The sequence below is a fragment of the Klebsiella sp. KTE92 genome (assembly GCF_000398905.1).
Classification (GTDB): Bacteria; Pseudomonadota; Gammaproteobacteria; order Enterobacterales; family Enterobacteriaceae; genus Klebsiella; species Klebsiella variicola.
Genome location: NZ_KB976100.1, coordinates 3023627 through 3043398 on the forward strand (window position 1 = coordinate 3023627; position 19772 = coordinate 3043398).

19 protein-coding genes are annotated in these 19772 nt (G+C 58.2%); 13 read left to right on the top strand and 6 right to left on the bottom strand.

The features are described from left to right. Nucleotides 1-45 precede the first annotated feature (45 nt). Entirely contained in the window at nt 46-507 is a 462-nt protein-coding gene (locus A1WC_RS11100) for a winged helix-turn-helix transcriptional regulator (RefSeq protein WP_009307678.1), read from the top strand. 177 nt (nt 508-684) lie between these two features. Next, on the top strand, nt 685-1902 hold the full coding sequence (locus tag A1WC_RS11095) for an MFS transporter (protein ID WP_016161238.1): 1218 nt from the start codon (nt 685-687) through the stop codon (nt 1900-1902). A gap of 82 nt (nt 1903-1984) precedes the next feature. Here A1WC_RS11095 and A1WC_RS11090 read toward each other — a convergent pair whose 3' ends face one another. Beyond that, complete coding sequence (locus A1WC_RS11090) at nt 1985-2893, bottom strand: DUF535 family protein (RefSeq protein ID WP_016161239.1); 909 nt, start codon at nt 2891-2893, stop codon at nt 1985-1987. 290 nt (nt 2894-3183) lie between these two features. On the opposite strand from A1WC_RS11090, the gene A1WC_RS27240 reads away from it, so the two are divergent. Beyond that, complete coding sequence (locus A1WC_RS27240) at nt 3184-3324, top strand: hypothetical protein (RefSeq protein WP_002908189.1); 141 nt, start codon at nt 3184-3186, stop codon at nt 3322-3324. A 48-nt stretch (nt 3325-3372) separates the two neighbouring features. Here the strand turns inward: A1WC_RS27240 and A1WC_RS11085 are convergent, their stop codons facing one another. Further along, nucleotides 3373-4263, bottom strand: coding sequence for a LysR family transcriptional regulator (locus tag A1WC_RS11085; protein WP_012541468.1), 891 nt, complete (start codon nt 4261-4263; stop codon nt 3373-3375). 140 nt (nt 4264-4403) lie between these two features. Here A1WC_RS11085 and A1WC_RS11080 point away from each other — a divergent pair, with 140 nt between their 5' ends. From A1WC_RS11080 to A1WC_RS11055, 6 genes are read left to right on the top strand one after another with little or no spacing between them, the layout of a single operon-like run. Beyond that, on the top strand, nt 4404-5111 hold the full coding sequence (locus A1WC_RS11080; RefSeq protein ID WP_016161241.1) for a CoA transferase subunit A: 708 nt from the start codon (nt 4404-4406) through the stop codon (nt 5109-5111). Between the two features lies 1 nt (nt 5112). Then, nucleotides 5113-5769, top strand: a complete 657-nt coding sequence (locus A1WC_RS11075; protein ID WP_008804553.1) for a CoA transferase subunit B — start codon at nt 5113-5115, stop codon at nt 5767-5769. 9 nt (nt 5770-5778) lie between these two features. Further along, on the top strand, nt 5779-6960 hold the full coding sequence (locus A1WC_RS11070; RefSeq protein WP_016161242.1) for an acetyl-CoA C-acetyltransferase: 1182 nt from the start codon (nt 5779-5781) through the stop codon (nt 6958-6960). Nucleotides 6961-6971: 11 nt separating this feature from the next. Beyond that, entirely contained in the window at nt 6972-7895 is a 924-nt protein-coding gene (locus A1WC_RS11065) for a 3-hydroxyacyl-CoA dehydrogenase family protein (protein WP_012541464.1), read from the top strand. A 44-nt stretch (nt 7896-7939) separates the two neighbouring features. Next, nucleotides 7940-9334, top strand: coding sequence for a GntP family permease (locus A1WC_RS11060; protein WP_196531753.1), 1395 nt, complete (start codon nt 7940-7942; stop codon nt 9332-9334). A 23-nt stretch (nt 9335-9357) separates the two neighbouring features. Continuing rightward, the gene (locus A1WC_RS11055; protein WP_016161243.1) at nt 9358-10128 is read left to right on the top strand and encodes a 3-hydroxybutyrate dehydrogenase; all 771 of its coding nucleotides are present in this window, start codon (nt 9358-9360) and stop codon (nt 10126-10128) included. 19 nt (nt 10129-10147) lie between these two features. Here A1WC_RS11055 and A1WC_RS11050 read toward each other — a convergent pair whose 3' ends face one another. Beyond that, nucleotides 10148-11020, bottom strand: coding sequence for a LysR family transcriptional regulator (locus A1WC_RS11050; protein ID WP_008804549.1), 873 nt, complete (start codon nt 11018-11020; stop codon nt 10148-10150). Between the two features lie 106 nt (nt 11021-11126). On the opposite strand from A1WC_RS11050, the gene budA reads away from it, so the two are divergent. The 3 genes from budA to A1WC_RS11035 are packed head-to-tail and all read left to right on the top strand — an operon-like array spanning nt 11127 to nt 14389. After that, on the top strand, nt 11127-11906 hold the full coding sequence (budA, locus tag A1WC_RS11045) for an acetolactate decarboxylase (protein ID WP_008804548.1): 780 nt from the start codon (nt 11127-11129) through the stop codon (nt 11904-11906). 9 nt (nt 11907-11915) lie between these two features. Beyond that, nucleotides 11916-13595 carry an acetolactate synthase AlsS gene (gene alsS, locus A1WC_RS11040; protein ID WP_016161244.1) on the top strand — a complete coding sequence of 560 codons (1680 nt, stop codon included), beginning with the start codon at nt 11916-11918 and terminating at the stop codon, nt 13593-13595. A gap of 23 nt (nt 13596-13618) precedes the next feature. Next, on the top strand, nt 13619-14389 hold the full coding sequence (locus tag A1WC_RS11035; protein ID WP_008804546.1) for a (S)-acetoin forming diacetyl reductase: 771 nt from the start codon (nt 13619-13621) through the stop codon (nt 14387-14389). Nucleotides 14390-14484: 95 nt separating this feature from the next. Here the strand turns inward: A1WC_RS11035 and sfnG are convergent, their stop codons facing one another. Continuing rightward, nucleotides 14485-15612, bottom strand: coding sequence for a dimethylsulfone monooxygenase SfnG (gene sfnG, locus A1WC_RS11030; protein ID WP_012541461.1), 1128 nt, complete (start codon nt 15610-15612; stop codon nt 14485-14487). A 669-nt stretch (nt 15613-16281) separates the two neighbouring features. Continuing rightward, complete coding sequence (locus tag A1WC_RS11025; protein ID WP_016161245.1) at nt 16282-17148, bottom strand: LysR family transcriptional regulator; 867 nt, start codon at nt 17146-17148, stop codon at nt 16282-16284. Nucleotides 17149-17255: 107 nt separating this feature from the next. Between A1WC_RS11025 and A1WC_RS11020 the strand changes: the two genes are divergently transcribed. Next, on the top strand, nt 17256-18236 hold the full coding sequence (locus A1WC_RS11020; protein WP_016161246.1) for a quinone oxidoreductase family protein: 981 nt from the start codon (nt 17256-17258) through the stop codon (nt 18234-18236). A 375-nt stretch (nt 18237-18611) separates the two neighbouring features. On the opposite strand, the gene A1WC_RS11015 is transcribed toward A1WC_RS11020, so the two are convergent. After that, nucleotides 18612-19649 carry a S66 family peptidase gene (locus tag A1WC_RS11015; protein WP_016161248.1) on the bottom strand — a complete coding sequence of 346 codons (1038 nt, stop codon included), beginning with the start codon at nt 19647-19649 and terminating at the stop codon, nt 18612-18614. Between the last annotated feature and the right edge of the window lie 123 nt (nt 19650-19772).

The window sequence follows — 19772 nt, forward strand, 5'->3', positions numbered from 1 at the left end:
ATCTAGGTCTAAAATTCAAACTCAGAGTAGAAGGTCAATCTCGCGATGTCAAAAAATAAATCACTGCCCTACCTCGACCCGGCGCTGTGCGGCCTGGCGGAAGGGGCGAAAATCCTCGGCGACCGCTGGGTGCTGTTGATCCTCCGCGAGGCGTTTTACGGCGTGACGCGCTTTGAAACGATGCTGTCGCACACCCATATTACCCGCCAGACGCTCACCACCCGGTTAAAAACCATGACCGAAACGGGATTGCTCAGCAAAGTGCCCTACCGGGAAGCCGGCTCCCGCGAACGGTATGAATATGTTCTGACTGATAAAAGCCGTAGCCTGGCGCTGGTGCTGTTCGCCCTGATGGAATGGGGCCATCAGCACGTGCTGCACAGTGCGCCGCATATAGCATTGGTGGACAGCGCCAGCGGCGAGGCTGTCCATCCGGGGTTTATTACTGCCAGCGGCACCGTGGCGAGCCCCGCCGCCCTGCAGATCGTCAAGGCAGACGAACGCTAATAGCGCCGCTACAGAACTTTCGTACGCCTCTGGCGAAAGCCGCCGCAAGCGGGTATGTTGCATAGCCACGGTACCCGACGAGCGCGGGACATTTTTGTTTCATCGAACGGTGCGATAAAGGATGAAGGTATCCGGTGACCATTCCGACGCGCAGATCGCGCATGCTAAAGGTAGAAAATGTCGCTTCGTTCTCTGCGGGCTTTATGTCTGACCAGCTTTTTTATTGCCGACGTGCGCGACGGCCTCGGCCCGTTTCTGGGGATCTTTCTCACCCAGCGTCACTGGCAGGCGGAGGACATTGGCCTGCTGATGTCCGTCGGCGGTATCGCCGGCCTGCTGGCGACCCTGCCCGCCGGCTTCATCACCGACAGCTCGCGGCATAAGCGCTTGCTGCTGGCCGGGGTCTGCCTGGTGATCACCCTCACCACCCTGCTGCTCTGGTTTAGTCAGAAGACCAGCGTGGTCGCCCTCTCGCAAGTCGCCAGCGGCATCTGCGCGGCCTTTGTCGGACCGCTGATCGCCGGGATTACCCTCGGTCTTGCCAGACAGCGCGGCTTTAGCGCCCAGATGGGGAAAAACGAAGCCTTCAACCACGCGGGGAATTTCTTCACCGCGCTAATGGCCGGGGCTATCGCCTGGTACTGGGGCATCGGCGGCATTTTCATTCTGATGGCCTGTACCACGCTGCTTACCCTGGTCGCCCTGCTGGCGATCCGCGGCGGCGATATCGACGATGACGCCGCCCGCGGCATCGAAGCGGCATCCACGCCCTCCCTGCCGGGGTTTGCCATCCTGTTCCGCCATACGCCGCTGCTGATCGCCGGCGTAACCCTGATGCTGTTCCATCTCGCCAATGCCGCGCTGTTGCCGATGCTGAGCATGCGGATCGCCGCCGCGCCGGGACACCTCAATCCCGGACTGTTTGCCGCCGCCACGGTGATTATTTCGCAGGTGGTGATGATCCCGGTGGCCATCCGGGTCGCCGGCAGCATCGACAAATACGGTTACTGGCGATGCATCCTGCTGGCGCTGCTGATCATGCCCATCCGGGCGGCGCTGGCGGCGTCCAGCGACGCCCCGGCGATGATGGTCCCGGTGCAAATTCTTGATGGCCTGGCGGCAGGGATTTTGGGGGTGGCGGTGCCCAGCTTTATCGTCTCGCTGCTGCGCGGCAGCGGGCACGTTAACGCTGGACAGAGCGTGGTGATGCTGATGCAGGGCGCCGGGGCGGCAATGAGTCCGGCGTTAACCGGGTCTATCGCCGGGCACTACTCCTATGCCACCGCCTTCGGCGTGCTGAGCGTTATCGCGATTGTCGCCCTGATGGTATGGTGGCGCAGCGCTACGCTGCTCACCGTCTCCGCGTCACCGCCAATCGGCGAGAGCGGGCAGTAACCTACGGCACAGCGACCTGGGGAGAGAGGAAATCGCCAGCCGGGTAGCAGCCCCCTGCAGCCCGGCTGGCGTATGAGAGGCGTTAATTCACCCGTGCTTGCAACGTAATGTGCTGCAGGGCGTTCGCCATATCTATCTGAATCAGATCCTTGACACCTTCGCGCTTAATAAACTGGCTCCGGTGCTTACTTTTCACCTCTTCAATACTTTTTTTGATCTCTTGCGCCGGTAATTTATACCAGCCGCGAGCCTGTTTCTCACCACCCATTTCCAGCCACAGCGATGAATAACTGGCTTTCACCAGATCGCTTTTCACGTGGTAATCGGAATCGATCGCGTAGACCGTGGTGATGCTGAAATAACGCAGGAAACCATACAGCACGCTCATGATGATATTTTTCGGCCGCGCGCCATGCAGCTCTTTAGTCAGCACCTTCACTTCGTCATTGGTGATATCTTTTCCGCCCTGGATGCCGCCAATATAGGCGCGGCCATCGTCGGTACAGGAAAAACAGACGCTATAGACGCGCCGGTCACCGAGAAACAGCTGCAGCATCAGCTCGCCCTCCTCCTGAAACGGCGACGCCAACAGTTTAACGTCAAGATTATCGCCATTTTTCAAAGGAATAGAGAACATCGCGCGACCAAAATCTGCCACATTGTACAGCTGCGGCAGGACATCAGGGTGAAACGTTTTCTCAATAAAATTCAGTGAACCGTGGGCAATATCCAGCTTGCGTCGTTTTGACAGCCGTTTATTGAGATACGCTTTAAACGGTTTATCCTCAAAAGGCACCAGCCCTTTGGTCACGGCGGTCAACCGCGCACACTGATATTTTGCACAAAGTTCTTGATATTCTCTGTATTTACCTCCTGCGAGCGAGAGCTCTCTGCATTTTCGTAAAACTTTTTTATAGTTTATTTTGACCTGACCGATCACTTTATTATGTTTACGCCATTCTTTGATGGCGCCTGCAACAGTATGTTCCATTGATTAAGATCCATAGATTCATCCATAATCGCGGCCATATTAACATAAAAGCTTTTCGTCAACGCTTAATTACTCCTTCGTTGTCCTTTCATTTAATATATACACAGGAAATCATTCTGTATGGTGATTAATAAAGCCAACTCCCGCCTGTCAACGGTTATTTATAGTAGGGAAAGCCTGCCGCCCCGCGACTTAACGCTCTGTGCGTTCGGCGCGGAGAGCGGCTACATCCGCTGGCGGTTTTGCCCTATACTTGACGCTGATTAAAAACCAGCAACGATAGGTAACTTATGGAAATTGATCTCGACAACCTGGTCTTCAGCGGCCTGGATGAAGCAGAAGAACGCAACGCGGAGCGTCTGGAAGAAGCGGACAAAAAAGCGCAGGCGATCGTTGCCGATGACGATTGCGGCGACGCCTGCAAAATCTGATTGTCAAACCGGCCAGCAGGCCGGTTTTTTTTTGCCCCTCCCGCCTGCTCAGGTCGGCAAGAACCCTTTCAGCGTATCCAGCAGCGCCTGCGCCGCCTTCGACAGCGGCATATGACCGGCATGGATCGCACCGACGCACTTCTCAATCGGCGGATCGCTGAGCGGGATGCAGACGGCCCCCAGGGAGGTCATCTGCGTTTTACACAGCGCCGGTACCGCGCTGCCCCCCAGGCCGCTGGCCACCATTCTCCCCACCGTCACCAGTTGGTGACTCTCCAGCGCTACGTCCAGCTGGCGACCGCTGCGCGCCAGCGCCTCCTCCAGCATCAGGCGTACCGCCGAGGGACGCTGCAGGGTAATAAAATCGAGGGTCAACAGCTCCTGCCAGGTGAGCTGCTTTTTCTTCGCCAGCGGGGATTGCCGGGGAACGATCGCCACGAAGCGGTCCACCGCCAGCGGGGTAAACAGCAGGTTGTGGGTGGGCGATGGCTCGAAGGCAATACCCATCTCCACTCGCCCCTCGCGCACCATCTCGATCACCTGCTCATTAATCACGTCATGCACCGTGACGTTCACGCCGGCATAGCGGTCGCGAAAGGCCTTCAGCGCCTCCGGCAGGACGTTGGCGGCAAACGACGGCATCGCGGCCACCGAAATTTTACCCCGTTGCAGGGTAAAGCTCTGACGCATGGCCTCCTCGACGTTATCCCAGTCGGCCAGCAGCTGACGGGCCATCGGCAGAAAGAGTTCCCCCTCCTGGGTAAGGGTCACTTTGCGGGTGCTGCGCTGCAGCAGCGCGCCGCCCAGCGCCTCCTCTAACCCTTTGATGGTCAAACTGAGGGCTGGCTGCGACAAATTGAGCCTTTCGCTGGCGTGGGCGAAATTCAGAGTGTGAGCTACCGCTAAAAACGCGCGTAACTGTTTGACACTCATTCTCATTTTTCTTCCTGTTAACTAATTGAAAAAAATTAGTTAACAGGAAATTAATTAAAATTCCAAATGAGTGGGTCACAAATTCAAAATTATCAAATCAGTCTCCAGCGCCAATGATAAGGCTATCGCAAGGCAGGAGAGACAAGATGGCAGGACTGGATAAACGCGTCGCCAGCTATGAAGCGGCGCTGGAAGGGTTAACGGACGGCATGACGCTGCTCGCCGGCGGTTTCGGCCTGTGCGGCATTCCCGAGAACTTGATCGCCGAGGTGCAGCGTCGCCAGGTGCAGGGGCTGACGGTGGTCTCCAATAACTGCGGCGTCGACGGCTTCGGTCTCGGTATGCTGCTGGAGTCACGCCAGATCAGCAAGGTGGTGGCCTCTTACGTCGGGGAGAACGCGCTGTTTGAACAGCTGGTGCTGAGCGGCGAGCTGGCGGTTGAGCTCACTCCTCAGGGAACGCTGGCCGAAAAAATTCGCGCCGGCGGCGCCGGGATCCCCGGTTTTTACACCGCCACCGGGTATGGCACCCCGGTCGCCGAAGGCAAAGAGGTGCGCCAGTTCGACGGCAGGCACTACATCCTTGAAGAGGCGATCCGCGGCGATTTCGCGCTGGTCAAAGGCTGGAAAGCCGACTGGTACGGCAATGTGGTATATCGCCATACCGCGCAGAATTTCAACCCGCTGATGGCCACCGCCGGGCGTATTACGGTGGTGGAGGTGGAAGAGATTGTACCGCCGGGCGAACTGCCGCCCTCCGCCATCCACACCCCGGGGATCTATGTCGACCGGCTGATCGTCGGGCAATTCGAAAAACGTATTGAACAGCGCACCCTGCGCGCCGGAGGGAAGTGAGATGCTGACCCGTGAACAAATGGCGATGCGCGTCGCCCAGGAGCTACGCGACGGCGACTACGTCAACCTCGGGATCGGTATCCCGACGCTGGTGGCCAATTACATTCCCGCCGGTATTGAGGTGATGCTCCAGTCGGAGAACGGCCTGCTGGGGATGGGCGAATTTCCAGACGAAGCCACGATCGACGCCGACATGATTAACGCCGGCAAGCAGACCGTCACCGCGCAAACCGGGGCGGCCATCTTCGACTCCGCTCAGTCGTTCGCCATGATCCGCGGCGGCCACGTTGACCTGACCGTTCTTGGCGCCTTTGAGGTCGACGTCGCGGGCAACATCGCCTCATGGATGATCCCTGGAAAAATGGTCAAGGGGATGGGCGGCGCCATGGACCTGGTAGCCGGCGCGCAGAACATCATCGTGGTGATGACCCACGCCTCAAAAAACGGCGAATCCAAACTGCTGCCGCAGTGCACCCTGCCGCTCACCGGCGTGGGCTGTATTCGCCGGGTGCTCACCGATCTGGCCCTGCTGGACATTGTCGACGGCACGTTTGTCCTGCGCGAAGTGGCCCCGGGAGTGAGCCCCGACGAGGTGATGCGTAAAACGGCGGGACGACTGATCGTGGCCGACGATGTGCGCGAAATGCGCTTCAGCTAAGGAGAGACCATGACCGATATTGCCATTGTTGCTGCAGTACGCACTCCGGTCGGCAGCTTTCGCGGCGCCTTCGCCCCTCTTTCCGCCGTCGACCTCGGCGCGGCGGTGGTGCGCAGCCTGCTTGAACGCGGCCAGCTGCCCGCCGCGGCGGTCGACGAACTGATTTTCGGCCAGGTGCTCACCGCCGGCTGCGGGCAGAACCCGGCGCGCCAGACCGCGCTGCGGGCTGGCTTGCCGATCGACACCCCGGCGGTCACCGTCAATCTGGTGTGCGGCTCCGGGCTGAAAGCGGTTCAGCAGGCGGTGCAGGCGATCCGCTGCGGCGACGCCGAGATCGTCATCGCCGGCGGCCAGGAGAGCATGAGCAATGCCCCCTATCTGATGCACGGCGCCCGCGACGGCCTGCGTTTCGGCCACGCCAGCCTGCAGGACAGCATGATTCTGGACGGCCTGTGGGACGCCTTTAACGACTACCACATGGGCATTACCGCCGAGAATCTGGCTGATGCCTTCGACATCAGCCGTGAGCGCCAGGATGCCTTTGCCGCCGGGTCCCAGCGCAAAGCGGCGGCCGCCATCGCCGCCGGACGCTTTCGCGAGGAGATCGTCCCGGTCAGCGTCCCGCAGGGCAAAAAGCCGCCGCGTGTCGTGACTGACGACGAGCAACCGCGCCCGGAGACCAGCGAGCAGCAGCTGGCCCAGCTGCGCCCGGCGTTTCGTCCCGCTGACGGCAGCGTCACTGCCGGAAACGCCTCGTCGCTGAACGACGGCGCCGCGGCGGTCCTGCTGATGCGCGTCGATAAAGCGCACGAGCTCGGGCTACCGGTGCTGGCGCGCATTGTCAGCTCAGCGGTCGCCGGGGTCGACCCATCGGTGATGGGCATCGGCCCGGTGAGCGCCTGCCGTAAAGCGCTGCAGCGCGCCGGCTGGACGCTGGACGAGGTGGATCTTATCGAAGCTAACGAGGCTTTTGCCGTCCAGGCGCTGGCCGTCGGTCAGCTGCTTGAGTGGGATAGCGAGAAGGTCAACGTCAACGGCGGCGCCATCGCCCTTGGCCATCCCATCGGCGCCTCCGGCTGCCGGATCCTCGTCAGCCTGGTGCATGAGATGCAGCGCCGGAGCGCCAGCAAAGGGCTGGCAACCCTGTGCGTCGGCGGCGGCCAGGGCATCGCCATGACTCTACAACGTTAACAGGAGCCACTATGTTTACACCACGCCTGGCGGTACTCGGCGCGGGACTGATGGGCGTAGGCATCGCCTGCCATTTCGCCCGTCACGGTCACGTCGTCCGCCTGTATGACACCGACCCGCAGCGTCTCGCCGAGGTTCCGGCGGTGGCCAGCGCCATCCTGCGCGAGCTGGAGGCGAGCGGCCAGCAGGATCCCGCCGACCGCGACGCTGTGCTGGCCCGTCTGACCCCTGCTTCGACGCTGAATGCCCTGACCGATGCCACGCTGCTGATAGAAGCGATCCCCGAGCGGCTGGCACTGAAGCACGCCCTGTATGCCGAACTGGAAACGCTGATCGCCGACGAGGCGATTATCGCCAGCAACACCAGCGGCCTGCCGCCGGACTCGCTGGCGCAGGGCATGCGCCACCCTGAACGGCTGCTGATCGCCCACTTCTGGCATCCGCCGCACCTGATCCCGCTGGTGGAAGTGGTGCCCGGGAGCGCCACACTGCCCCATCTGGCGCGCCAGGTGAGCGACTTTTGCGCCGCCTGCGCGCTGGAAGCGGTGGTGCTCAATCGCGCCGCGCCGGGCTTTGTCGGCAACCGGCTGCAGTTCGCCCTGCTGCGCGAAGCGCTGCATATCGTCCACAGCGGCATTGCCTCTGCCGAGGTAGTGGACCAGGTGATGCGCGCCTCGCTGGGCCGCCGCTATGCGATGGTCGGCCCGCTGGAGGCAGCGGACATGACCGGGCTGGCGACGGTCCAGGATATCTGCCAGCACCTGCTGCCGGAGCTGGCCAGCGGGAGCGAGATGATGTCGCTGGTGGCGGAAAAGGTGGCGCGAGGCGACACCGGCGCCCGCAGTGGACAAGGCTTTTACCGCTGGGATGAGGCGCGGCAACAGCGCATCCAGTCGCGCCGGGAACATCAGCTTCGCTACGCCCTGAAGCCCTAGTATCGCGTTCTGTACCCCTACAATAACAATGAGAGTGAGACGTCGTGATGAGTGTGATAATTGCCCTGGCCGCACTGGCGTTACTGATGCTGGCGGCCTACCGTGGATACAGCGTGATCCTCTTTGCGCCGATCGCCGCCCTCGGCGCGGTGCTGGTCACCGACCCGGGCGCGGTCGGCCCGGCCTTTACCGGCCTGTTTATGGAAAAAATGGTCGGCTTTGTGAAGCTCTATTTCCCGGTGTTTCTGCTGGGCGCCGTGTTCGGCAAGCTGATTGAGCTGTCGGGATTCTCGCGGTCGATTGTCGCCGCCGCCATCCGCATCCTCGGACGCCGCCACGCGATCCCGGTGATCGTGCTGGTGTGCGCCCTGCTGACCTACGGCGGGGTGTCGCTGTTTGTGGTGGCTTTTGCCGTCTACCCCTTCGCCGCCGAACTGTTTCGCCAGAGCGGGATCCCCAAACGGCTGATCCCGGCCACCGTCGCCCTCGGGGCATTCTCGTTTACCATGGACGCCCTGCCCGGCACGCCGCAGATCCAGAATATTATCCCCACCAGTTTCTTCGGCACCAACGCCTGGGCGGCCCCCTGGCTGGGGCTTATCGGCTCGCTGTTCATTATCATCTTCGGTTTGCTGTGGCTGGAGCGTCAGCGCCGCAAAGCGCAGGCCCGCGGCGAAGGCTATGGGACCGACCTGCAAAATGAGCCGGAGACCCCGGATGACATCGATCTGCCGCATCCGCTGATCGCTATCGCCCCGTTGCTGTTAGTGGGGGTGCTGAATCTGCTGTTTACCCACTGGATCCCGCAGTGGTACGGCGCCAGCCATGAGCTCACCCTGCCGGGTCTGGCGAAGCCTGTCGTCACCGAAGTAGGGAAAATCACCGCTATCTGGGCGGTGCAGGCGGCGCTGCTCTCCGGCATTGTGCTGGTGCTGGTCTGCGGCTATCGCAATATCCGCGGCCGGCTGGCGGAGGGGAGCCGAACGGCGGTGGGCGGGGCTATTCTCGCGGCGATGAACACCGCCTCTGAGTACGGATTCGGCGCGGTTATCGCCGCCCTGCCGGGTTTCCTGGTGCTGTCGAAAGCCCTCGCGGCCATTCCCAATCCGCTGTTAAACGAGGCGATCAGCGTCACGGTGCTGGCCGGGATCACCGGCTCGGCCTCCGGGGGGATGAGCATCGCGCTGGCGGCGATGTCCGAGACCTTTGTCGCCGCCGCCCACGCCGCCAATATTCCGCTCGAGGTCCTGCACCGTGTCGCCGCCATGGCCAGCGGCGGCATGGACACCCTACCGCATAACGGGGCGGTGATCACCCTGCTGGCGATCACCGGCCTGAGCCATCGCCAGGCCTACGGCGGTATTTTCGCCATCACGGTGATCAAAAGCCTCGCGGTACTGTTTGTCATTGTCACGTTCTATGTGACCGGCATTGTCTGATACCCGATTGAAGGAGTAATAAAATGAATTTGCACGGTAAAACAGCGCTGGTCACCGGCTCCACCAGCGGCATCGGTTTAGGGATCGCCAAAGTGCTGGCTCAGGCGGGCGCGCAGGTGATCCTCAATGGCTTCGGCGACAGCAGCCACGCCCGGGCTGAAGTCGCCGCGCTGGGTAAGATCCCCGGCTATCACGACGCCGACCTGCGCGACGTCGGGCAGATCGAGACGATGATGCACTATGCCGAAAGCACCTTCGGCGGCGTCGATATCGTGATCAATAACGCCGGCATCCAGCACGTCGCCCCGGTGGAGCAGTTCCCGGTGGACAAATGGAACGACATCATCGCGATAAATCTCTCCAGCGTCTTCCACACCACCCGCCTGGCGCTGCCGGGCATGCGCCAGCGCAACTGGGGGCGCATCATCAACATTGCCTCAGTGCATGGCCTGGTGGCGTCGAAAGAGAAATCGGCCTACGTCGCCGCCAAGCACGCGGTGGTCGGGCTGACCAAAACCGTGGCCCTGGAAACCGCGCGCAGCGGCATCACCTGCAATGCCATCTGCCCGGGCTGGGTGCTGACCCCGCTGGTGCAGCAGCAGATCGATAAGCGCATCGCCGAGGGGGTCGACCCGGAGCAGGCCAGCGCCCAGCTGCTGGCGGAAAAACAGCCCTCCGGGGAGTTTGTCACCCCGCAGCAACTGGGCGAAATGGCGCTGTTTCTGTGCAGCGATACCGCTGCCCAGGTGCGCGGCGCCGCATGGAATATGGATGGCGGCTGGGTGGCGCAGTAAGCCGCTGGCGCCGCGAAGATCAGAACATCGCCAGAAAGCGTTTCACTGTGCGTGAGCGCTCGAAGCGCCGCCAGGCAATGGCGATATCGGTCTTCAGCGGCGCCCCACTGAGCGGGTGATAGCTGACGTTCGGCTGTTGAATGCAGGTCATCGACTGCGGGACCAGCGCGAAGCCGAACCCGGCATTGACCATGCTCAGCGACGACGAAATCTGCGACGACTGCCAGGCACGCTCCATGTCGATCCCGGCGCGCAGGCAGCTGTTGTACACCAGCTCATACAGCCCGGGGGCCACCTCCCGCGGGAAGAGGATCGGCGCCACGTCGCACAGCTGCTCCAGGGCCAGGGTCGGCTGCGTCGCCAGCGGGTTATCGCGCGGCAGCGCGATGACCATCGGCTCCTCATCAATAATCCGCAGATTAAAGGCTTTACTGCTCTCGCACGGCAGACGGACGAAGGCGATATCCAGCTCGGCCTCGCTCAGGGCGGTCATCAGATTGGCCATATTGTCTTCCATCTGGTGCAGGGTCACCCCGGGGTGGTCGAGCTGAAAGCGGTGCAGCAACGTGAAGATTTGCGGATGGAAAGCATCAGAACTGGTAATGCCTAGCGACAGGCTGCCGTTCATCCCGCGCGCAATGCCCTTGGCCTTCTCCAGCGCCGCATCGCTCATGGCGAGGATCTGGCGGGCATCCTCATAGAACGACTCTCCCGCTTCCGTCAGCTCCACCCCGCGGGTTAAACGCCGAAACAGCGGGGTCCCCACCTCGCGCTCAAGTCGCTGAATTTGCTGACTTAAAGGAGGTTGTGAAATACCCAGTTCCTTGGCGGCCTGGGTGAAGTGCCGCGTCCTGGCGACGGCGACAAAATAACGAAGATAACGAAGTTCCATATCGAAAACGTCTCAAACCAGCATGGTTTCTATATTGGAACTGTGAGCTGAATCGGGTCAACATTTATTTAACCTTTCTTATATTTGTTGAACGAGGAAGTGGTATATGAATCACTCTGCTGAATGCACCTGCGAAGAGAGTCTGTGCGAAACCCTACGGGCGTTTTCCGCGCAGCATCCGGAGAGCGTGCTCTATCAGACATCGCTAATGAGCGCCCTGCTGAGCGGGGTTTACGAAGGCAGCACCACCATCGCGGACCTGCTGAAACACGGCGATTTCGGCCTCGGTACCTTTAATGAACTGGACGGGGAGCTGATCGCCTTCAGCAGTCAGGTCTATCAGCTGCGCGCCGACGGTAGCGCGCGCAAAGCCCAGCCGGAGCAGAAAACGCCGTTCGCGGTGATGACCTGGTTCCAGCCGCAGTACCGGAAAACCTTTGACCATCCGGTGAGCCGCCAGCAACTGCACGACGTTATTGATCAGCAAATTCCCTCTGACAACCTGTTCTGCGCCCTGCGCATCGACGGCCATTTCCGCCATGCCCATACCCGCACCGTGCCGCGCCAGACGCCACCGTACCGGGCGATGACCGACGTCCTCGACGATCAGCCGGTGTTCCGCTTTAACCAGCGCGAAGGGGTGCTGGTCGGCTTCCGTACCCCGCAGCATATGCAGGGGATCAACGTCGCCGGGTATCACGAGCACTTTATTACCGATGACCGCAAAGGCGGCGGTCACCTGCTGGATTACCAGCTCGATCACGGGGTGCTGACCTTCGGCGAAATTCACAAGCTGATGATCGACCTGCCCGCCGACAGCGCGTTCCTGCAGGCCAATCTGCATCCCGATAATCTCGATGCCGCCATCCGTTCCGTAGAAAGTTAAGGGGTTCACATGGACAAACAGTATCCGGTACGCCAATGGGCGCACGGCGCCGATCTCGTCGTCAGCCAGTTGGAAGCGCAAGGCGTACGTCAGATCTTCGGTATCCCCGGCGCCAAAATCGACAAGGTGTTCGACTCACTGCTGGATTCCTCGATTCGCATTATTCCGGTACGCCACGAAGCCAACGCCGCGTTTATGGCCGCCGCGGTCGGACGCATTACCGGCAAAGCGGGCGTGGCGCTGGTCACCTCCGGTCCGGGCTGTTCCAATCTGATCACCGGCATGGCCACCGCCAACAGCGAAGGTGACCCTGTGGTGGCCCTGGGCGGCGCGGTGAAACGCGCCGATAAGGCGAAGCAGGTCCATCAGAGTATGGATACGGTGGCGATGTTCAGCCCGGTCACCAAATACGCCGTCGAGGTGACGGCGCCGGATGCGCTGGCGGAAGTGGTCTCCAACGCCTTCCGTGCCGCCGAGCAGGGCCGCCCGGGCAGCGCGTTCGTCAGCCTGCCGCAGGATGTGGTCGATGGCCCGGTCAGCGGTAAAGTACTGCCGGCCAGCCGGGCACCGCAGATGGGCGCCGCGCCGGATGACGCCATCGATCAGGTGGTGAAGCTTATCGCTCAGGCGAAGAACCCGATCTTCCTGCTCGGCCTGATGGCCAGCCAGCCGGAAAACAGCGCGGCGCTGCGCCGTTTGCTGGAGGCCAGCCATATTCCGGTCACCAGCACCTATCAGGCCGCCGGGGCGGTGAATCAGGATAACTTCTCTCGCTTCGCCGGTCGGGTCGGGCTGTTTAACAACCAGGCCGGGGACCGTCTGCTGCAGCTCGCCGACCTGGTGATCTGCATCGGCTATAGCCCGGTGGAATATGAACCGGCAATGTGGAACAGCGGCAACGCGACGCTGGTGCATATCGACGTACTGCCCGCTTATGAAGAGCGCAACTACACCCCGGATGTTGAGCTGGTGGGCGATATCGCCGGCACCCTCAACAAGCTGGCGCAAAATATCGATCACCGGCTGGTGCTCTCCCCGCAGGCGGCGGAGATCCTCCGCGACCGCCAGCACCAGCGCGAGCTGCTGGACCGCCGCGGCGCGCAGCTGAATCAGTTTGCCCTGCATCCGCTGCGCATCGTTCGCGCCATGCAGGATATCGTCAACAGCGACGTCACGCTGACCGTGGACATGGGCAGCTTCCATATCTGGATCGCCCGCTACCTGTACAGCTTCCGCGCCCGTCAGGTGATGATCTCCAACGGCCAGCAGACCATGGGCGTCGCCCTGCCCTGGGCCATCGGCGCCTGGCTGGTCAATCCTGAGCGCAAAGTGGTCTCCGTCTCCGGCGACGGCGGCTTCCTGCAGTCGAGCATGGAGCTGGAGACCGCCGTCCGCCTGAAAGCCAACGTGCTGCATCTCATCTGGGTCGATAACGGCTACAACATGGTGGCTATTCAGGAAGAGAAAAAATATCAGCGCCTGTCCGGCGTCGAGTTCGGGCCGATGGATTTTAAAGCCTATGCCGAATCCTTCGGCGCCAAAGGGTTCGCCGTGGAAAGCGCCGAGGCGCTGGAACCGACGCTGCGCGCGGCGATGGACGTCGACGGCCCGGCGGTGGTGGCCATCCCGGTGGATTATCGCGATAACCCGCTGCTGATGGGTCAGCTGCATCTGAGTCAGATTCTGTAAGTCATCACAATAAGGAAAGGAAAATGAAAAAAGTCGCACTTGTTACCGGCGCCGGCCAGGGGATTGGTAAAGCTATCGCCCTTCGTCTGGTGAAGGATGGATTTGCCGTGGCCATTGCCGATTATAACGACGCCACCGCCAAAGCGGTCGCCTCGGAAATCAACCAGGCCGGCGGACACGCCGTGGCGGTGAAAGTGGATGTCTCCGACCGCGATCAGGTATTTGCCGCCGTTGAACAGGCGCGCAAAACGCTGGGCGGCTTCGACGTCATCGTCAATAACGCCGGTGTGGCACCGTCTACGCCGATCGAGTCCATTACCCCGGAGATTGTCGACAAAGTCTACAACATCAACGTCAAAGGGGTGATCTGGGGTATTCAGGCGGCGGTCGAGGCCTTTAAGAAAGAGGGGCACGGCGGGAAAATCATCAACGCCTGTTCCCAGGCCGGCCACGTCGGCAACCCGGAGCTGGCGGTGTATAGCTCCAGTAAATTCGCGGTACGCGGCTTAACCCAGACCGCCGCTCGCGACCTCGCGCCGCTGGGCATCACGGTCAACGGCTACTGCCCGGGGATTGTCAAAACGCCAATGTGGGCCGAAATTGACCGCCAGGTGTCCGAAGCCGCCGGTAAACCGCTGGGCTACGGTACCGCCGAGTTCGCCAAACGCATCACTCTCGGTCGTCTGTCCGAGCCGGAAGATGTCGCCGCCTGCGTCTCCTATCTTGCCAGCCCGGATTCTGATTACATGACCGGTCAGTCGTTGCTGATCGACGGCGGGATGGTATTTAACTAATAAAAAATAAGCTCTGACATGGCTTGCCCCTGCTTTCGCGCAGGGGCTTTTTTTTGGTTTGAGTGTAAGTGTAAGCATCCCGGGGAAACGAAGCATCAATACTTGAGGGCTTCTGGCACGACGTGGGCTATGGCAGGCTGAGATTGCTTTTCCAGCTCACGCACCCGAGGGATCACTTCCCTTCCGAAGAACTCGACTTCCTCCTGGAAATGCAGGAATGCCAGCAGCAGCAGATTGACGCCTGACTGTTTGAGCGCAATGATGCGCTCTGCAATCTGCTGCGGCGTGCCAATCAGGTTGGTTTTAAAGCCGTCGTTGTATTGCACCAAATCTTCAAAGCTGGATTTGGCCCAGTTGCCCTCGCCCTCCGGCGATGCGCTGCCGGCGTTTTTCACTTCGTGCTGGAACCCTTTCACCGCGTCCGGATTGGCGTTATCAATAATTTCCCGCAGCACCGCCTGCGCCTCTTTTTCGCTTTCACGCGCAATAACGAAGCCGTTAACCCCGATCTTCACCTGATGCTGGTTTTGTGCCGCCTTACGCCGGATGTCATCCACCTGTGCTTTGATGCCTTCAGGCGTGTTGCCGTTGGTGAAATACCAGTCGGAAACGCGCGCGGCCATGTCCCGCGCGGCACGCGAACTACCACCCTGGAAAATTTCCGGCAGCGGCGCCAGCGGCTTGGGCTTGAGGGAATAATCACGAAAGCGATAGAAATCGCCGGCAAAGGTAAAGCTGTCTTCGCGCCAGATGCCCTGCAGGCAACGGATAAACTCTTCTGAACGCAGGTAACGCTCTTCATGGTCTAGCCAGGGTTCGCCGATAGCTTTAAACTCACCACGGAACCAGCCGCTGACGATATTGACCGCGATGCGCGGGCCGTACAGATGACTGATAGTGGCGATTTGTTTTGCCGCCAGAGTGGGGTTCCAGGGGCCGGGAAGCAAGGCGGCGATCACTTTCAGATTTTCAGTTGATGCGAGTAGCGCCTGCGAAAAAGAGACCGACTCATGTTGGTTGTCGGCACCATAGCCGGCCGTAAAACGGATCTGCGTAAGCGCATAGTCAAAACCGGCACGTTCAGCAATTTGCGCCAGCTTACGGTTGTAGTCGATATCCCAACTGGTACGCTGCGGGATATTACTGATCACTAACCCGCCCGACACGTTCGGCACCCAATAGGCGAACTGCAGCGGATGATTACCTGGCTCTGAAATGGACATAGGGCACTCCCGTCATTGATGAATTTATCTGTCCGCCTTACAACGCGTCGCAGGCGAGTTGCTGTAGCCGCGAATTACCATCTTTCTATATAACGATTTTTGCCTTTCGAAAATAAAAAGATAGATTTTGGTTATAAAGGTGTTTGCAGAATGCATGCCAAAACAGGAGGCGAAATAATTTTTTAAAAACAGCTAATTATAAAAAAAGAAAGGAACTTATCTGCTGCATTTGCAACATGCCTGGTTACGCATATGTTGCAAATGCAACTTATACAACTTGCCGGAAGATAAATTTATCCTGACATTAATTTGGATAACAGGTCTGATTACGGATGCTGTCGTCTCTGACAAGCATGAAATAAGCAACTACGACGGCAGTTTCATTAACCCCGCAGTGGTTTCGTCGGCTGAGACCAGCTAAAGTCGAAAGGTCAAAAATACAGCCTTAACGTACAATATTTTTTGATATCCAAACTGCCCCCTTAACGGTACGTCTGTCTTCGACGGACTTCAGAACGGCAATGATCTGGTGTTCGATGAATCGGGCTTTACGCATGGTGATCTCCTCAGAGGACATAATCAGTATGTCGGAAGATCTCTAAACGTGAATGGTTCGTTTTACCGGGAAACCCTGCCAGTCATATAACATAAGTAATTAACAAGAAAAAATCAGATATCCTTGCCAGGTGGGCAGGACCGGCCAATGATTTCAGCCAGGAAATCCATCACCACGACAGCAGAGTGATCGCGCTTAATTTCAGGGTAGGCAACCAGCCAAATGTTCCTCACGGGCGAAGGCAGATTTTCCGGCAGCCTTACCAGTTCGCTGTCATTATCACCCATAAAGCAGGGTAAAGTAACGATGCCCAATCCTTTCCGGGCTGCCTGTTGCTGCGCCATCAGATCGCTTGCCCGAAAGATAACTCGTCGCCCGTTCAGCAGTGATTCCAGCCATTGCTGCTGCGTGACATGTGCAAGCGTGCTGTCATAAGCAATAAATACCCAATCTTCTTGCGGAATTTCTTGCCAGAACTGAGAAGCATAAAGACCAAAGCGCATGGTACCTATACGCCTTGTCATCAGGTCTGGATCGTCAGGCCTTTCCAGGCGAACCGCAATGTCAGCCTCACTTTTATTCAGAAGAACATGGTGCGAAACGCCGGATAATGACAACGTGATACCCGGATGTTTCCGGGTGAATCCTGCTATAGCAGGCGCAATGAGGTGTGCTGCAACGGCAGGTGACGCGCTGATATTTATAGGCACGGCCGGTTCGGCACACAATGACCTCGCCTGGATTCGAATACGGTCTGCAATACGGTACATTTCGTCAGCGCCGGAGGCGATAATCCGCCCATGCCCGGTAAGCGTGGTACGGCGTGGCAAACGCTCTGTGAGCCTCAGGCCCAGAGAACTTTCAAGGGCCGCAATCCGGCGGCCCACAGTGGCATGGTCTACGCCAAGTTCCCTGGCTGCGGCCGACAGGGAACCACACCGGGCAAGGGCGAAAAAAAAATGTAAATCCTGCCAGTCCATATCTCACCTCGTGTGCATTTTTACACATGTATGGTGCTTTTATACCTGTATTCTTCCTGTAATAAACTCATTTATAGTTTTCTCACTTTATAAGTGAGGAAAAAATAATGTCGTTAGCAATGATTATTAGCCAGCCGGGTGGACCTGAGGTTCTTAAAGCGGTGGAAAGAGAGCTAGTCAGTCCCGGTCCCGATGAAGTCAGTATCAGACACGAAATAATCGGCGTGAATTTTGTTGACATCTATTTTCGCTCAGGGCTCTACCCTCAGCCCTATCCCCAGGCGGTTCCTGGTTTTGAAGGGGCCGGAGTCGTCACAGCAACGGGCAGTAACGTCAGGTCCTTTGCAGCAGGAGACCGCGTTGCCTATACGGGAAATCCGATGGGCGCTTATGCTGAATGTCGCAATATACCTGCCAGCCGCCTTATCAGGATCCCGGATGGTGTGGACACTCGTACAGCCGGTAGTACGATGCTTCGGGGCCTTACCGCGCATATGTTACTCAACAAAGTAAGGGAAGTCAGGGCTGGCGACTGGATACTGGTTCATTCTGCTGCCGGAGGGCTGGGGCAGATAGTGACCCGCTGGGCAACGATGAAAGGTGCCAGGGTTATCGGTACAACGGGTTCACCGGAAAAAGTAGCAACGGCCCGCCTTGCTGGTGCGAGTGAAGTTTTGCTCCATACCGACGCTGCATGGCCGGACAAAGTCCGCGACATCACCGAAGGGTATGGCGTACATCTGGCCATCGACGGTATAGGAGGAACAATGCTCTCCAGAACGCTCGGCGTGGTCCGCCCTTTTGGCACTGTCGCCAGTCTTGGACAGCCTGCCGGCCCCATACCTCCCGTGCGGGTGGAAGAACTGGGATTTGCCCGATCTATAGCACTAATGCGACCAAGTTCACTCGCCTATTCAGATGATGCTGCGCTATACAGGAAAGGGGCTTCTGACCTTATGTCAGCGCTGTCGGCAGGACTTGAAAATCACATTGGCGCTGAATTTATCCTTACCGACGCAGCAGAAGCACACCGGGTTCTGGAGGCGGGTCATACAACAGGAAGCGTCATTCTCACGGTTCAGGCTTAAGACTCGGACGTGAATGAAACAAGAGACGCAGGCATCTTTAAAGAAATGCCGTATCAGTGACGTGACGACCAGGCTGGATTTATATCCCTTAAGGACAATCGTTCCCCCCTTGTCGTCTCCTTCAGGTACTGCCAGGGAGATATGCAAGAAATTAGATAAAAGGGGTGAGTCTGCTAAATTACTAACGTTCATACAATGTCCGCTCCCGGCACTCAGGCATTGCTTAATGCACGACGTAAACGATCGCCATGTTAAACGGCTATTTCTGACAAAGCGCGGCCCCTCTGAAGCGCCGTGAGGTCCGCTCTGAACGAAGAGCGGATCTTTAGTGCAAAAGAACAGCAAGACCCGCCTTTGTGATTAATACTGCCTTATCTACAACTGCTGAGTTACCCAGCTACCATTTTCAGCGAAAAATACCGTCGCATCGGCTCCATTTACCAGGGATATTTGAGGAGGCATGTGACCAATATCAACATCATAGAGTACGGGCACAGCAATATTCTCAAAAGCGGCTTTAAGGGCATCCAGATAATTATGTTTAGTCGGGTCGCTTACGTCGGGTGCAGCACTTCTGCCGATAAGAACACCATTTAAGTTATCAAACCAACCCTGTAATCGTAAGCTAAATAATGCGCGTGTTAATTCACACGGAGCCATTTCCACATTTTCAAAATAGAGGATTAGTCCTTGAGGGCTATTGCTCGCCTTGAACAAGGGCACATTCCCGAATGGTGTACCTGCTAACCTGGATATTATTTCGAGGCAGCCGCCGATCAGTTTCCCGCTAAATGTCAGAGAAGATGTAACACCATCAAGGCGTTTCCACTGTGTTTTTTGGGTCAGATTGAAACCTCCGTCTGACGCTGTTCCCCATTGATTTTCATCAGCTTGAAATGCTGTTGAAGAGTACTGTTTGATTACAGTTCCCCGATTCGATTCCAGAATTTCCCATACGGCCTGAGTGGTGGCATCTAACTTTTGAGCGCCAAGATCCATGAGGTTCGGCCCATGCAAAGTAGCCCAGCCCGATATCGTCGTCAGTGGGAAATGAAGTGTACTAAGATCTGAAAAGCCCACAAACCATTTTGGTTTAGACCGGGACAACAGATCAAAATCAATCAAATCAAGTAATTCCATCGCCAGATCACCGCCCCAAGGTGGCATAACAGCTTTTATATCTGGGTCAGTAAGATAAGACATTAATTCTTCAACGCGAGAAAATTTAGTGGCGCTTTTATTTTTGTGCTGCGAGCGTAAGCAGCGTCCTTCGCGGACCTGGTAACCTCTTTTCTTTAGGTTTTTTATGGCGAGTTCCAGTCTGGGATGCAGATGTTCAGGTACGCCAGAAGAGGGAGCGGTTACACCAATAACATCTCCTGGAGCCAGCCTGGGTGGAAAGAGGACACTCATGGATAAATCCTTTTCAGAACATATAGAATTCCATAATCCATAATTAAAGCCAGGATGTAAAATTAACAGGCGAACACTCCGCTTGTTTTTTCTATGAGCCTTTAAAAGGTCTGCTCATGGCAC